We start from the raw sequence: 14,818 nt of genomic DNA, 5'->3' as shown, positions 1-14,818 counted from the left end.
CAAGGGCGCAGCGCCCGCACAGTTCAAGACATCAAACTTTGGCTACTCACTCGGCCTTGGCCAGCATCTTGAAAATGCTGGAGAAATCCAGTCCGCCGGCGCCACTCTTGCTGTGAATGTCGTACAGATTGCGCGCCAGCGCTCCGAGCGGAACGCTGCTGCCGGTCGACAGAGAATTTTCCACCGCCAGCCCCAGATCCTTCAACATCAGATCGACGCCGAAACCGCCGCTGTAGCCCTTCGACGCCGGCGCATTTTCCATCACACCGGGGCAAGGGTTATACACTTCCAACGCCCAGTTACGGCCGGAACTCTTGACCATGATTTCCGACAGCACCTTCGGATCCATGCCGTTCGCCATGCCCAGCCGGATCGCTTCGGAGGTGCCGATCATCAAAATCCCCAACAGCATGTTGTTGCACACCTTGACAGTCTGGCCGCTGCCATTGCCGCCGGCATGGAAGATCGCCTTGCCCATCTTTTCCAGGTAAGGCTTGGCCAGAGCAAAACCTTCATCCGATCCGCCCACCATGAAAGTCAGCGTACCGGCTGCAGCGCCGGCGGTGCCGCCCGACACTGGCGCATCAAGCATCGTGAAACCTTTCTCACGCGCTGCCGCGGCCACCTTGCGGGCAGCATCGGGAGCGATGGTCGAGCAGTCGATCAGCAAGGCGCCCGGCGCTGCCTGCGCCAGGATGCCGCTGGCGCCCAGATAAGCGCCTTCAACATGGCGGCTGGCCGGCAGCATCGTGATGATGACCTTGGCCGCCCCTAGCGCAGCCGCCAGATCCTGGCCGGTGCTGCCACCACCGGCCGCGAACTGTTCAACGCTGGCCGCCACCAGGTCATGGCCGCTGACTTGACAGCCAGCCTTGACCAGGTTCAGCGCCATCGGCAAACCCATGTGGCCGAGGCCGATAAAAACGATGTCGCTACTCATGTGAAACCCTCCTCATGTGGCATTGCCCAATCACTTCATCGAAATCGTCGTGTTGATCACGCCGCCGTCGTCATCCGGTGCAAACCAGCGTGCGGTCACGGTCTTGGTCTGAGTCCAGAACTGCACAGCCTGCTTGCCGTTCGGGCCGAGGTCACCCAGTTTCGAGGCACGCGAGCCGGTGAAGCTAAAGTACGCCACCGGCACCGGAATCGGCACGTTGATGCCGACTTGGCCGACATCGATTTCGTTCTGGAACTTGCGTGCAGACCAGCCCGACGAAGTGAAAATGGAAGTGCCGTTGCCGTTCGGATTGGCGTTGATAAAGGCGATTGCCTCATCCAGCGTTTCCAGCTCGACCACGCACATCGCCGGCCCGAAAATCTCTTGTGTATAAATATCCATCTCGGCAGTCACGCCAGAGAAAATCGTCGGCCCGACAAAATTCCCATCTGGATAACCATCGACCTGGCAATTGCGGCCATCCAGCAGCAATTGCGCGCCCTGCTCCACACCCGATCCGATCAGACGCTCGGTACGCGCCTTGGCGGCTTTCGACACCATCGGTCCGAGGTCGGCTTTGCGATCGCTGCCAGGACCGATTTTCAGGCCGCGCGAACGCTCGACGATTTCCGGCAGCCAGGAGCGTGCCTTGCCAACCAGCAGCACCATCGAATTCGCCATGCAACGCTGACCGGCAGCGCCGAAGGCCGCACCCAGCAAATTGTTGATGGCCTGGTCCTTGTTGGCGTCCGGCAGCACGATGCAATGGTTCTTCGCGCCCATCATGCACTGCGCGCGCTTACCCGATTCGCCAGCGCGGCGATAGATATGCGTGCCGACATGGGTCGAGCCGATGAACGAAATCGCCTTGATATCAGGATGATCGCACAGCATGTTGGCGACTTCCGGGCCGCCATGCACCACGTTCAGCACGCCTGGCGGCAAACCGGCCTGCTGCGCCAGTTCAACCAGGAACAGCGAGGATGACGGATCCTGCTCGGACGGCTTGAGGATGAAGGTATTGCCGCAAGCGACCGCAACCGGGAACATGAAGCAAGGCAGCATCACCGGGAAGTTGAACGCAGTAATGCCGGCGCCCACACCGAGCGGCTGGTTGATAGTGTAGACGTCGACTCCGGTAGCGGCATTTTCGGCCAGTTCGCCCAGTTGCAGCGAGGTGATCGAGCAGGCATGCTCAACCACTTCCAGGCCGCGCATCACTTCACCTTCAGCATCCGGCAGGGTCTTGCCGTGTTCGCGTGTAATCAGTTCGGCCAGCGGCGCAATGTTCTCACGCAGAAGTTGCTGGAACTTGAGCATGATGCGCATGCGTTGCGCCAGCGAAGTATTACGCCAGGTGCGGAAAGTTTCCTTGGCGTTGGCTACCGCAAGGTCGACTTCCGCCTTGGTGGCGAACGGCACACGCGCCACCACCTCCTGGGTTGCCGGATTCAGGACATCGCGCCATTCGGTGCTGGTCGACTGGACCGCTTTGCCGCCGATATACAGCGGAACATTTGGGATATTGGTAACTGACATGATGACTTCCTCGAACAGAAAAACAATTAAGAATCGTTAAAAAAACGACGGTGCCTGCACGACGCGCCACGCAGCGCCCGGCACCGCCGGCATTACTTAGTCAACGAACAAGAAGCGTCCATTGGCTTAAAGGCTTGCTGCGCCGGAATCGTCGACAGCAGCTTCAGGTAATCCCACGGCGCTTTCGATTCGGCTGGTGTTTTCACCTGATACAGATACATGTCGTGGATCACCCGGCCATCAGGACGGATCGATGCGTTACGCATCACGGCATCGTGAATCGGAATCTCGCGCATTTTTTGCGTGACCACTTTCCAATCGTGGGATTTAGTGGCCGCCGCCGCCTTCAGGTAGTGGTAGACGCTGGAGTACACGCCGGCATGCACCATGGTCGGTTTGTTGCCTTTGTTGAGCGCTTCGAAACGTTTGGAGAAAGTGCGTGTGTCGTTATCAAAATCCCAGTAAAAGCCGTCGGTATAGATCAGGCCTTGGGCATCGTTGAGACCCAGCGCATGGACGTCTGACAGGAACACCAGCAACGCCGCCAGACGCTGGTTCTTGGTACCGACGCCGAACGAGCGCGCCGCCTTGATCGCATTGACCGTATCCTGGCCACCATCCGCCAGACCGATCACTTGCGCCTTCGAGCTCTGGGCTTGCAGCAGGAAGGACGAGAAGTCGCTGGCGTTCAAGGGATGGCGAACCGAGCCGACCACGGTGCCGCCGAGGCTCTTGACCATATCGCCGGCATCCTTTTCCAGCGATTGACCAAAGGCGTAGTCGACGGTTACGAAGTACCAGGATTTCTGTCCCATCTTGGTCAGCGCGGCGGCTGCGCCGGCAGCCTGCGAGTAAGTATCGAACATCCAGTGGAAACCATTCGGCGCGCATTCAGCATTGGTCAACACGGTGGTGGCCGGGCCGCTGTACATGGCAATGCCGCCCTTGTCGCGGATCAGCCGCTGCACCGCCAGCGCTACCGAAGAATTGGTCAAGTCGGCAATCGCATCAACCTTGTCGCGGTCGATCCATTCGCGTGCCTTGGAAGCGCCGATGTCGGCCTTGTTTTGATGATCGGCAGTGAGCAATTCGATTTTCATGCCCTTGCATTCAGCCTTCATGCAATCTTCGATCGCCATCTTGGCCGCCACCACCGAACCCGGGCCGCCCATCGCCGAATACGGCCCCGACATGTCGGTCAGGATGCCGACCTTGTAGACGTCGCTGTCCTGGGCCAGTGCCTGGCCGCTTCCCAGCAAACCCATTAACGAAAAGACCACGGCCGAACCACTCGCAAGCAGCATGCGCTTTGTCATTCTTGTCTCCTGTTTTGTGGGCTGAGCGCAAAGATGCATCCACCCCACATCGTTTTTATAAAATTTTCTGTAGAGTCATTCTGCATGTGCATTATTATTGGGACAATAGGCAATATTCCACAATGACTTTGCATTAATGCAAAGCAAAGAGACACGATGAAATCAACGAATGCCATGCTGAATTGGGACAACCTGCGCGTCTTCCTGGAACTGACGCGCAGCCAGGGCCTGGTCGAGGCCGCCAAGAAACTCGGAATCGATCACTCCACCGTATCGCGCCGCATGCGCCGCTTCGAAGAGCAAGTCGGCAGCCAGCTGTTCGAACGCAATAACCAGGGCTACACCCTGACCGCCGAAGGGCATCGCCTGATCGAATACGCGGAGCGGGTGGAAAGCACGGTGTACGCCGCCGCAGAAGAACTCAGCGGCCACAACCGCCTGCTGTCGGGCCAGGTGCGGTTGGGCGCCACCGAAGGTTTTGGCACCTTTGTCCTGGCGCCGCACCTGGCGCATTTTTGCGCACGCCATCCGCACATCACCGTTGACCTGCTGCCGGTGCCACGTTTCGTCAACCTGTCCAAGCGCGAAGCCGATATCGGCGTCACCATCGAGCGCCCGCAAAGCGGCAACTATGTCGTCACCAAGCTGACCGACTACCTGCTCAAGCTGTACGCCACCCGCTCCTACCTGGAAAATCACGCGCCGATCAAGACAGTCCAAGATCTCGCCAGCCATCCGTTTATCGGCTATGTCGACGACCTGGTGTTCAGTGAAGAACTGCGCTACAAGGACAACGTCGCGCCAACCGCATTCCGTGCCTTCCGTAGCACCAGCGTCATCGCCCAGTACACTGCCGCGCGCAGCGGCCAGGGCCTGGCGATCCTGCCCTGCTTCCTGGCTCAGCAAAGCGACGACCTGGTGCCGGTGCTGGACGGCCAGGTCGATATCCAGCGTGCATTCTGGTTAGTGGCGGCGACCGAAACCCGCAATGTCGCCCGGGTAGCCGCGCTGTGGCGCTACCTGCGCGAGGCGATCGAGCCTAATCGGGCATTCCTGATGGGTGAGTCGCGTGAGATGGTGTATTCAGCGGGATCAGGTCAAGCATGATCTGGCCGAATGCAACGGATTGGATGAGGCGAGATACTTATGGTCGGCCGAAAGAGTGATCAATATAAGCATCTGCTAACGACCCGACAGGAACATTTTCCTGCCTTCAACAAGCCGCAGCTTGTGGGCGTTTTGAGCTAATCGCGAAAGGCTAAAAGCGACCCAAAGCGGTCGCCCGAGCCGTTCGCCATGTCGATGATGACATTGTGGCCCAGCGTGAGTTTCATGACACCCAACGACCACGTTGACCAGCACCGCGAGGCGTCGGTTTCGAACAACGAGCTAGATTATTTATCGGCATATTTTTTGACCGTATCGTTGACACGCTTCGTATGCTCCCGCAATGCTTTTGCCATCTGTTTATACTCTTCCTTGTACTCAGATTTGTCTGCCGGTACAACATCGAACGCGCTCTCGTTCATAGGCGAAGGATGCAGCTCCCGGTAGTTCGCTACGCGACGAATGTAGCCCTCATAGTCGCCTGGGTTAACGAGTAAAGCACCGGACTTGAAAAGCGGGTACCACCACGTGTCCTTTTGCAGGGAATAATACGATAGAGCTTGGTCAACGTCCGACTCTAGGAGCAATTTCAACGGTTCGGTTTTGCCTAATTCCAATGCTTTCAAATTCGCGACAGCAAGTACACCTTTTGGAGTTGATTCCAGCATTAACGACGCGCCTAATCCGGTCCAGATGCCATACATTGTTCCTCCCGCAAAGCCGGCCAAGAGAAGCAAGATGGAGAGCAATACTGGCTTGATATATCTACGCATTGAATCCAACTCTAGTTAGGGTGAAAAAAATCTCTGCCTAACTTGGCAGGCTGTCCACCTATCCCGGCCGACGGTCGGCAGGAAACGTGCGCCGCTGCATGCGATTTCCTTTTTGGCCAAGTTAGGCGTCAATAGAAAAACCGTGAAAGGCAGACAGCTAGCTGTCACGTTAGTTTATGAGCAAAGTATCGTTTGAGCAACGGATTGTATTGCTTGAGCGGTTGCGAAAGTCTTCTTTGGAGTGAAAGCTCCATCGTCTGGATTTGGCCGTTTTGAGCCGGTCACGACTGGTCGATTTCGACCGAGAGCAGTCTTTCGACAATGGCGGTTAAAGCTGCTGCCATTTGCGTTTCTGGTGGGTGGCTTGCCAATCGCTAACTAGGCGCTCCGCCTTGGCACGCTGAACCTCACTCAGTCTTGGCTTCAGAAAGTCACGCAAGGTAGTGGCGTCAGGCGGCCCTGAGTTTGCGGCGAGCTCGGCCCATTTGTAGGCCTCAACCAAATCTTGAGGTACACCGAAGCCGCTTGTATACAGTAAGGAAAGATTGTATTGGCACATGAAGAAGCCAAGTTCAGCACCCTTGCTGTACCAGAGCGCCGCTTTCGTCAGGTCCTTGTCAACCTCGATCCCTTGTTCATACATAGAACCGAGCACGAAATTCGCCCCTCCATCCCCGCCATCGGCAGCCATTGAATAGTACGCCAGTCCATTTTTTAGATCTTTCGCGACCCCCTTTCCATGAAGATAAAGATCCCCAAGAGTAGCGTAGGCACCGACAAATCCGTTGTCGCCCGCCTTCCGCAGCCAGACAATGCCCTGAGCAATATCCTGTACGACCCCATCTCCTTTCAACAGAGCTGCACCATAACTCTGTTGCGCCCACGCGTTTCCTTGCGCCGCTGCCTTTTGAAAGCAGCTCACAGACTCGGTGTGATTCTCAGTGACACCCAGACCGAACCGATACAAGAAACCGAGCATAGCCTGTGCTTCCGCATTTCCGTCTTTTGCAAGCGGTTCGAGCAGTTGACGCTCTCTGAGATAATCGTGCAGTTCATGGGCCTCCTTGGCCTCTGTCAGAGAGGCATTCAAGTCAATGGATCGGGATGAATGCATGCTGGCGGGCACCTTACCGGTTACACATCCACAACACCATGTTGCAAGTAAAACGACAATAAGTTTTTTCATGGCTGTTGTCAGAATTGATGAATCTAATCAGTGTCTATATTATTTGCGTTAAAAATGTCCGTTTGAACCGATCAGCGACTACCGGAAAGAGTAGCAACTTTCGAAGCAGTCATTCGACTCAATAGATCATCAAACAAGCCATCATTCATACAATTTCTCTAAAATTTCAACCTAGTGGCCAGACGGCGGCTTGTGGCCGACGCCGGTCATTCCCGGTCAGCACAAGTTCGTGAACACTCCCCGCGACAATCAATCCCGCTCGTCGCTCGCCAGGATCGCCCGAAGCTGCTCTTCAAATACCTCAGGCGGCTGGCCGCCCGAGATCAGGTAGCGATCATTCACGATGACTGCGGGCACGCTGCTGATGCCGCGCTGGGCCCATAGCGTTTCCTCCTCCTTCACTTCCTGAGCAAAGCGATCCGATGCCAGTACTTCGTTGGCTTCGGCGCCATCCAGGCCGGCCTGGATGGCAAGTTGCGCCAGCACAGTCCTGTCCGAGATGTTTTTCCCGTCGGTGAAATAGGCCTTGAGCAAGACCAGTTTGAGCGTTGCTTGCGCATTCTTCTCTTTTGCCCAGGCAAGCAGACGATGCGCGTCGAAAGTGTTGTAGACACGGCTGGCGTCATTGCGGTTCATGGTGAAACCGACGGCAGCCGCCCTGGCCCGAATCTGTTCGCGGTTGATGCGCGCCTGATCAGCGGTGATGCCGTATTTTTCGGTGATATGTTCAAGTTGCTCCTGCCCGGCTGCGGGCATACCAGGGTTGAGCTCGAAGGGGTGGACGGTGAAGTCGACGTGCGTCTCCGGAGTGAGGCGTTCGAGCGCAATATTGAGACCCGCCAGCCCGATCGCACACCAGGGGCATACGACATCGGAGACGAAATCGATTTTCAAAGCGTTATTCATGGCAATACCTCATGGCATGACACCTGTCGTCAGGTGGCGTTAATGGATGAGGATATTGTATGTCGGATGTGCGAGTGCCATCCGAGGGTGTCGCAGAGATGGCCGCTTCTGGCCGAGGCTGTGTAAAAACGCTGTCGAGCGCTAATTCTAATCGGAAGTAAACGATTTGCGGCGATCCATGTCACACGAACAGATGACTCTGTTCGAGGTACACCTATGAAACGCTTCATTGAAGGGCTGGATCGCAGTCAACGCATTTTGCTTCCCGAGCAACTGGACGACTACGTTGCCGATAGCAACCCAGTGCGGGTAGTCGATGTTTTCGTCGATGAACTGGACCTGGTGCAAATGGGTTTCGAAGGAACAATGCCTGCACAAACAGGACGTCCGGCCTATCACCCATCGGTTCTTCTCAAGATTTACATCTACGGCTATCTCAATCGGCTCCAATCAAGCCGTCGCCTGGAACGAGAGGCGCAGCGTAACGTTGAACTGATGTGGCTGACAGGGCATTTGACGCCGGACTTCAAGACTATCGCCAACTTCCGCAAAGACAATGGCCGTGCCATCTCCAATGTATGCAAGCAGTTCGTCGTGCTGTGTCAGCGACTTGGCCTGTTCTCTGAAGCGCTGGTCGCTATTGACGGCAGCAAATTCAAAGCCGTCAACAACCGCGACCGCAACTTCACCAGCGCCAAGCTGCAACGGCGCATGGAAGAGATCGCAGCGAGCATTGATCGCTATCTGACAGCCCTCGACACGGCGGATCGCCAAGAGCCGGACCGCAAGCAACTCACGACAACTCGACTGCATGAGAATATCGCAGCGCTCAAGGCGCAGATGCGAGAGCTTGAAGACATCCAATTAAAACTCCAGAAGACGCCGGATCAACAAGTCTCCCAAACCGATCCTGATGCACGGTCGATGAAGACGCGTGGTACAGGCGTCGTTGGCTACAACGTACAAACGGTGGTCGACGCAAAGCATCATCTGATTGTGGCGCACGAGGTGACCAACATCGGGAGCGACCGGGATCAACTGCACTCGATGAGCCGGCAAGCGCAAGAAGCGATTGGCACCGCATCGCTGACCGTAGTTGCTGATCGTGGTTACTTCAAAGGAGAAGAGATCCTGGCGTGCACACAAGCCGGCATCAACGTGATCGTCCCGAAGAACCTGACCTCCAATGCCTCTGCTGAAGGTCGGTTTGGCAAAGCGGATTTCATTTACGACGCACGCGCCAATGAATATCAGTGTCCCGCCGGAGAGCGATTGATCTGGCGTTTCACGAGCAAAGAGAAAGGCTTGAATTTGCACCGCTATTGGAGCTCGAATTGCCAGCAGTGCTCACTCAAATCCGCATGCACGCCAAGTCCTCAACGGCGCGTGACACGATGGGAGCATGAGTCTGTACTGGAGGCCATGCAGGAGCGGTTGGAACGAACGCCGAAGGCGATGCGAATACGCCGGCAAACGGTTGAGCATCCATTCGGCACCATCAAGGCATGGATGGGTGCTACGCACTTCCTCACCAAAACCAAGGCCCGAGTGAGCACCGAGATGAGCTTGCATGTCCTGGCTTACAACATGAAGCGGATGATCAACGTGCTGGGCGTGGGAACCTTGATGAAGGTGATGAGCGCATAGGCGCTTTTAGCGTCAGGAGATATGTTTGGAGACGGCTATTTACTAGGCCAAGGGAAATAGCCGCCGCGTTTGCAGGGCTCTCTATTATCAACAATGTCGCGTTAAAATGACGTGGATCTCGGCTCCCTTGATGGATTCAGCGTTTTTACACGGCCTCGGCCGATTTCAGTCTTCGAGACTATGATGACCTCATTCGCCGTCATGGCCTACTGATCTGGCAACACGAAAACCAAGATCATCGATCGAAAATGTCGGATGACTGCGGCGACGGTTAGTCGCAAGGTATCCTCTGGCCGTATCCGACCAGCCCCCGCCGCGAAAGACGCGATACGAACCATAGACTTCGGGGTCGTATTGATCCAACGACGACGGGGTCAGGTCTTGCACCGAAACATTTTTTTGCTCTAGTGCTTGAGCATTATGTCATTGCAAGACCTGACCCCGACTTCGCAAAAACGCAGGAACGGCTAGCGTGGCGCCCGACTGGTCCGGGACTGATCGCTGATCTCGAACAAATGGAATATATGGAAGACTGAACTTGAACTGATTGGAGGGCGAGCCAGCGCTTCCTTTGTGCTTCTGGCGCGAGCGGACGTTCCTGATGGCCGAGCCGCGTTGGCGCTCACGGACATTGAGGAAATGATATCCAGATTGTCCTCTCCCGCTTGCCCGCCCTTCATCAGGTTTCCGCATACTCAGGTGTAACGGTGGCATCCACAACGCTCGGGCTGTCTTCCGAGTCGCTGCCCGTTAATGGAGTACGACTGAGAAATAGAAAAGCGGCTATCGCGGAGAGGACCGTGATCGCTATCAAGGTATGGAGCAGACTCTGGAATGCACCGGCATAACTGGCGATAAGAATATCCGGGCTAACCTCCGGAAGGCTTGCAGATGCATGGAGAAGATCGCCCGCTGCGACACGTTGAGCCGCTTCGTTGATTCGTGCGACAGCGATAGGACCGTTTTTTGACAGTGCAGATTGAAGGCCGCTTTGGGCAAACGCCGAAAGCATGGCCACAGCAATGGCAAGCGCGATGCCCTCACCCGCCACGCGCGTGGTATTGAAAATACCGGTCGCCATGCCGGCGCGTTCCTTGGGTACAACGCTGACGGATAGTCCATCCATCAATCCCCACGGCATGCCGGCACCGACTCCAATCAAAAACATCGGGATCACGACAGCATGGCCCGGCTCGCCAACGCCAATGTTGCTGAGCCAGTAAAGTCCGATCGCCGCAATCAAAAAACCTATGCCAGAAAGCACACCCGCAGAAATCCAGCGCACCAATGTGGCTACGGCTAGCGGGATCACTAGCATCGGCGCAGATAACGCAAGCATCAGCCAACCGGCATCTATTTCGCTTAATCCCCCCATGCCAATAAAACGAAGTGGCAAAAGTACCACCAGGACGATATAGCAGTAGCAAGTTCCGATGGGCAGCATCTGGACACCGACGAAACGCGGATACCGAAACAGGCTGAGATCCAGCATTGGTCGCGCAACGCGTGTTTCCACCCAAATGAAGGCGGCCAGAAAAATCAAGGAGGCAGCTAGCAACGCGACAACAAACGGACTCGTCCAACCACTTTCCGGCGCTTGAATTACCCCAAAAGTGAAAAGAGCGAGAGTCCCCGTAAAGGTAAGCGTACCCGGCCAGTCTAGTCCGGCGGCATTTGGATTGCGCGTCTCTCGCATGCGGGGTGCGCCAAAAACAAGAGCCAAGGCGGCAATTCCGGCTGTCGTCATAAAGATTGATCGCCAGCCGAAGACGTCAATCAGCGCGCCCGCCAAGAGTGGACCAAAAGCCAGGCCGACGCCGAAACTTGTACCGAGCAAACTGAAGGCGCGCGTTCGCGCATGCCCCTCGAATTCCTGCGCCAGCGCTGCGGAACCGCTCGATAGCGAAGCCGCAGCCGCAACTCCTTGTATGGCACGGAGCACATCGAGCCATGCAACTGTCGGTGCGAAGCTCAACGCCAGCGAAACAACGATGAATAGCGCCATACCTAGAATGAACAGGCGCTTGCGCCCGAACTCGTCGGCCAGGGCGCCGGCCGCCATCAGCAGACTGCCAAAGCTCAGCATGAAGGCGTTGGTGATCCACGTTAGCGCCGCAGGGCTACCTCCCAGGTCACGGCCGATCGCCGGCGTGGCGACTGCGCCTCCGGAGAAGCTCAAAGGCAGCACCACCGCGGCCAAGCAGACGGAGGCAAGAATGAGCAGTCTGCTACGGTCAGTTTCAGAAGTTGAATTCGTCATCGAAATACCAAGTAGGTGAAAGGATTCAAGCCAGAACCAAGGGATTCAAGTTGGACTGGACACTTGGAATGATGATAAATTAGATGCAATGCTAGATAAACACACTACACTTCCACTTATAAGGGAGTAAAACTCTCTAATTGGAGCCTGATGGATAGCCTTAGCGGAATCGTCTCATTCGTAAAGACGGCGGAAGCCCTGAGTTTCGTTGCGGCCGCGCGTGCGCTTGGCGTGTCTGCTTCGGCCGTGGGCAAGAACGTGGCGAAGCTTGAGCAGACCGTGGGGGTACGCCTGTTTCAACGCAGCACACGCAGGGTGCACCTGACTACAGAAGGAGAACTGTTCTATCAACGCTGCAGATCCATCCTGGATGATCTGCAAGATGCGGAGTCGATGTTGTCGCATGCCGTCGAGGCGCCGCGTGGCAAGCTACGAGTCGGCGTACCAACCATCGGTTATCGCTTCCTGCTGCCAGTGTTGCCCGAGTTTCGACGTCTTTACCCGGAAGTCGAATTGGACGTCGACTTCAACGACCAACTCGTCGACGTCATCGAGGATGGCTTTGATGTCGTCATCCGCAGTGGCAACTTGCCGGATTCCAAATTGATGTCGCGACGGATAGGGGCGTTTCGCTTCGTGCTGTGCGCAGCCCCTGCGTATCTGGAGCGCAAGGGCGTTCCGCACATTCCGTCCGACCTGGAGCAGCATGATTGTTTGCGCTACCGTTTTTTGACAACGGGAAAACTCATGGACTGGACCATGTCGGCCGATCCAGTATGGTCGCAATTACGCTTGCCATCGATGCTGACGTTCAACAATATGGAAGCGGTATTCACTGCCGCAATCGACGGCCACGGCATTGCCTACGTGCCTGATTTCCTGGCCCAAAAAGCCGTGAGCGAGAAGCTGCTGCAAATCGTGCTGGATGATTACCAGTTGGATCGCGGCCAGTTCTGGGCGTTGTGGCCATCAAATCGCCAGCTATCCCCAAAGATCAGAGTCTTCGTGGACTTCATCTCGACTCGGCTATTCGCTCAGGATTTTCATACCCCATAAGAACTGACGGCGGCATTTCAAAACCATCCGCTGCGTGGCCTCGTCAAGATCAAAAAATCGTACCCAGCACACGCCTGTTGATTTATGCTGCGCATATTCGAGACAAACCTCTTGGGCCGGTCGGGAGCTGGCTGTTGAACGACTTGCGTCAGCGCCTCTTCTTTGCTTGAGTTGGCGCATTTTCTGGCGCCGCATGATTCATGCGAGCAGTGTCTTGCGCCACATACTCGCGCATAAAATCGATAAACTGCCGCACCTTGGCCGGTATGTGCTGGGTGTTGGGAAATACTGCAAATATCCCCTGCTTGGGCATTTCGTAGTCAGGAAGCAAACGCACCAATCGACCGAGTTTCAGGTCCTGGCGCACCACCCATTCCGGCAATACGGCGATGCCTAAATCGGCCAGGACAAAGTGCAGCTTGGCTGAAGCGCTATCGGCTTGAATGCTGCTGCGAAATGGTACTGAAAATGGCGGCGTACTTGCGTCGCGCTTAGAGAGCTTGATGCGCTGATCGAAACCTGAAAGCACAATCCAACGTAGTCGCTGGAGGTCTGACGGAGAGTTGGGCAAACCATGCTCGCGGATATAAGTGGGCGTGGTGACCAGTACGATATCAAACTGTCCAGCGGTGCGGCACGGTATCGAGAGTCGTTGAGTTGTCCAAGCCGAATCGCCAGGTCGAAGCGATCTGCCACCAAATTCGCCAGGCTGGTAGCACCTGAAAAATCGATGCCCAAATCGGGGTGCAATTTGGAGAAGGCTGCCAATGCGGGCACAACCACATGAATCCCATATTCCAGCGTCGAGGTTATCCGCAACTCTCCCGTTAGCCTGGCATGACCTGATCGCGCGTTATCTACCGCTACCTGCGCGTCGCCAAGCAGTTGTACGCAATCCGTGTAAAAGCGCTCGCCGACGTCGGTAAGGCCAGCCTGCGCGTAGTGCGTGTGAGCAGAGCGCATCCCAGCTCTGCCTCCAGCTGCTTCAGGTGCAAGCTGACCATCGCTTTGGTCACGCCCAATGTCTGCGCCGCACGAGTAAGCGAGCCGGCGTCAACGACTGCAACAAATGACTGCAAGCGATTTAGATTCACGTCCACACAAACTCTCCTGGTTTTATCGAACGAGATTGTCAATTTAAACGAAACAATGATTTATCGATAATGCTATTTTTCATTACCAGTGTAACCGCTACGCTCCGTATCAGCAGAGTCACATGACTTTGGCTAGCAACTAACCGCATACAGGAATGGATATGAGCAAACTCAATGGAAAAGTGGCAATTGTTACCGGCGCATCCAAAGGCATTGGGGCCGGTATCGCGATCGGCCTTGCCGCGCAAGGCGCATCGGTGGTTGTGAATTACGTCAACAGCAAGGAAGACGCAGACCGCGCGGTCGCCGAAATCGTTGCCCAGGGAGGCAAGGCTATCTCCGTGCAAGCCGATGTATCGAAAGCAGCTGATGTACAACGTTTATTTGCCGAAACCAAGCGTCAATTCGATCGCTTGGATGTACTGGTCAATAACGCCGGCATCTTCAAATTTGCGCCGGTAGAGGCCGTGACCGAAGAAGGCTTTCATCATCACTACAACTCGAATGTGCTGTCAGTCTTTTTGACTATCCAGGAGGCGCTGAAATATTTCGGTACGGCGGGCGGCAGCATCATCAACATCGTTACCGCGGGAGTGGAGATGAATCCGCCTTGGTCTTCCCTGTACACCTCCACCAAGAGCGCCGTAGCGACAATAACGCGCGTTCTGGCAAAAGAGCTGGGCGCCAGGAATATTCGGGTCAACGCAATAGCGCCGGGCGCTACCGACACCGAGGGAGCGAAAGCGATAGGCTTTATCGGTAGCGGTATGGATACGCAAATGATCAGCGCGACTCCGCTCGGACGTTTGGGCAAACCCTCCGACATCGCTCCGGCCGCAGTCTTTCTCGCGTCGGACGATGCGGCCTGGGTAAGCGGCGATATTCTGTTCGTTTCGGGTGGGCTACGCTGATAACCCAGCTTGCTCAGTATTGGCCGCCCTCTTTTCGAAACTGCAGTCGGCGGCCATCGAGCAGTTGCAGCCCGACACGCGCG

At 55.9% G+C, this 14,818-nt stretch carries 12 protein-coding genes and 1 pseudogene; 4 read left to right on the top strand and 9 right to left on the bottom strand.

Going from position 1 to position 14,818, the window contains the following annotated elements; translation table 11 throughout:
- Positions 1-46: 46 nt before the first annotated feature.
- The 3 genes from mmsB to CAter10_RS07645 all read right to left on the bottom strand — a co-directional run bounded on the left by mmsB (position 47) and on the right by CAter10_RS07645 (position 3,744).
- Positions 47-940 carry a 3-hydroxyisobutyrate dehydrogenase gene (mmsB, locus tag CAter10_RS07655; protein WP_061532950.1) on the bottom strand — a complete coding sequence of 298 codons (894 nt, stop codon included), beginning with the start codon at positions 938-940 and terminating at the stop codon, positions 47-49.
- Between the two features lie 30 nt (positions 941-970).
- Positions 971-2,479, bottom strand: coding sequence for a CoA-acylating methylmalonate-semialdehyde dehydrogenase (locus tag CAter10_RS07650; protein WP_061532949.1), 1,509 nt, complete (start codon positions 2,477-2,479; stop codon positions 971-973).
- A gap of 92 nt (positions 2,480-2,571) precedes the next feature.
- Positions 2,572-3,744, bottom strand: coding sequence for an ABC transporter substrate-binding protein (locus CAter10_RS07645; protein ID WP_061535224.1), 1,173 nt, complete (start codon positions 3,742-3,744; stop codon positions 2,572-2,574).
- A gap of 225 nt (positions 3,745-3,969) precedes the next feature.
- On the opposite strand from CAter10_RS07645, the gene CAter10_RS07640 reads away from it, so the two are divergent.
- The gene (locus CAter10_RS07640) at positions 3,970-4,902 is read left to right on the top strand and encodes a LysR family transcriptional regulator (protein ID WP_061535223.1); all 933 of its coding nucleotides are present in this window, start codon (positions 3,970-3,972) and stop codon (positions 4,900-4,902) included.
- A 287-nt stretch (positions 4,903-5,189) separates the two neighbouring features.
- Here CAter10_RS07640 and CAter10_RS07635 read toward each other — a convergent pair whose 3' ends face one another.
- The 3 genes from CAter10_RS07635 to CAter10_RS07625 form a co-directional block, all read right to left on the bottom strand.
- Positions 5,190-5,675, bottom strand: a complete 486-nt coding sequence (locus CAter10_RS07635; RefSeq protein ID WP_061537086.1) for a hypothetical protein — start codon at positions 5,673-5,675, stop codon at positions 5,190-5,192.
- A gap of 328 nt (positions 5,676-6,003) precedes the next feature.
- Entirely contained in the window at positions 6,004-6,861 is an 858-nt protein-coding gene (locus CAter10_RS07630; protein ID WP_082797831.1) for a tetratricopeptide repeat protein, read from the bottom strand.
- Positions 6,862-7,110: 249 nt separating this feature from the next.
- Entirely contained in the window at positions 7,111-7,767 is a 657-nt protein-coding gene (locus tag CAter10_RS07625; protein WP_061532946.1) for a DsbA family oxidoreductase, read from the bottom strand.
- Positions 7,768-7,983: 216 nt separating this feature from the next.
- On the opposite strand from CAter10_RS07625, the gene CAter10_RS07620 reads away from it, so the two are divergent.
- Complete coding sequence (locus CAter10_RS07620) at positions 7,984-9,414, top strand: IS1182 family transposase (protein WP_061531847.1); 1,431 nt, start codon at positions 7,984-7,986, stop codon at positions 9,412-9,414.
- A 679-nt stretch (positions 9,415-10,093) separates the two neighbouring features.
- Here the strand turns inward: CAter10_RS07620 and CAter10_RS07615 are convergent.
- Entirely contained in the window at positions 10,094-11,674 is a 1,581-nt protein-coding gene (locus CAter10_RS07615; protein WP_061532945.1) for an MFS transporter, read from the bottom strand.
- A gap of 150 nt (positions 11,675-11,824) precedes the next feature.
- Between CAter10_RS07615 and CAter10_RS07610 the strand changes: the two genes are divergently transcribed.
- Complete coding sequence (locus tag CAter10_RS07610) at positions 11,825-12,730, top strand: LysR family transcriptional regulator (protein WP_061532944.1); 906 nt, start codon at positions 11,825-11,827, stop codon at positions 12,728-12,730.
- A gap of 148 nt (positions 12,731-12,878) precedes the next feature.
- Here the strand turns inward: CAter10_RS07610 and CAter10_RS23435 are convergent.
- Together CAter10_RS23435 and CAter10_RS24495 are read right to left on the bottom strand one after the other, a co-directional pair.
- Positions 12,879-13,693, bottom strand: a pseudogene (locus CAter10_RS23435) (substrate binding domain-containing protein).
- The gene (locus CAter10_RS24495) at positions 13,594-13,824 is read right to left on the bottom strand and encodes a LysR family transcriptional regulator (protein ID WP_417924722.1); all 231 of its coding nucleotides are present in this window, start codon (positions 13,822-13,824) and stop codon (positions 13,594-13,596) included. The pseudogene CAter10_RS23435 and the gene CAter10_RS24495 overlap by 100 nt, the downstream one beginning before the upstream one ends.
- A gap of 161 nt (positions 13,825-13,985) precedes the next feature.
- On the opposite strand from CAter10_RS24495, the gene CAter10_RS07600 reads away from it, so the two are divergent.
- On the top strand, positions 13,986-14,735 hold the full coding sequence (locus CAter10_RS07600; RefSeq protein ID WP_061532943.1) for an SDR family NAD(P)-dependent oxidoreductase: 750 nt from the start codon (positions 13,986-13,988) through the stop codon (positions 14,733-14,735).
- Positions 14,736-14,818 lie beyond the last annotated feature (83 nt).

This window comes from Collimonas arenae (assembly GCF_001584165.1).
GTDB classification, from domain to species: Bacteria; Pseudomonadota; Gammaproteobacteria; order Burkholderiales; family Burkholderiaceae_D; genus Collimonas; species Collimonas arenae.
Note: the sequence above shows the minus strand (reverse complement) of the source record. Positions and strands in the feature narration are given on the sequence as shown.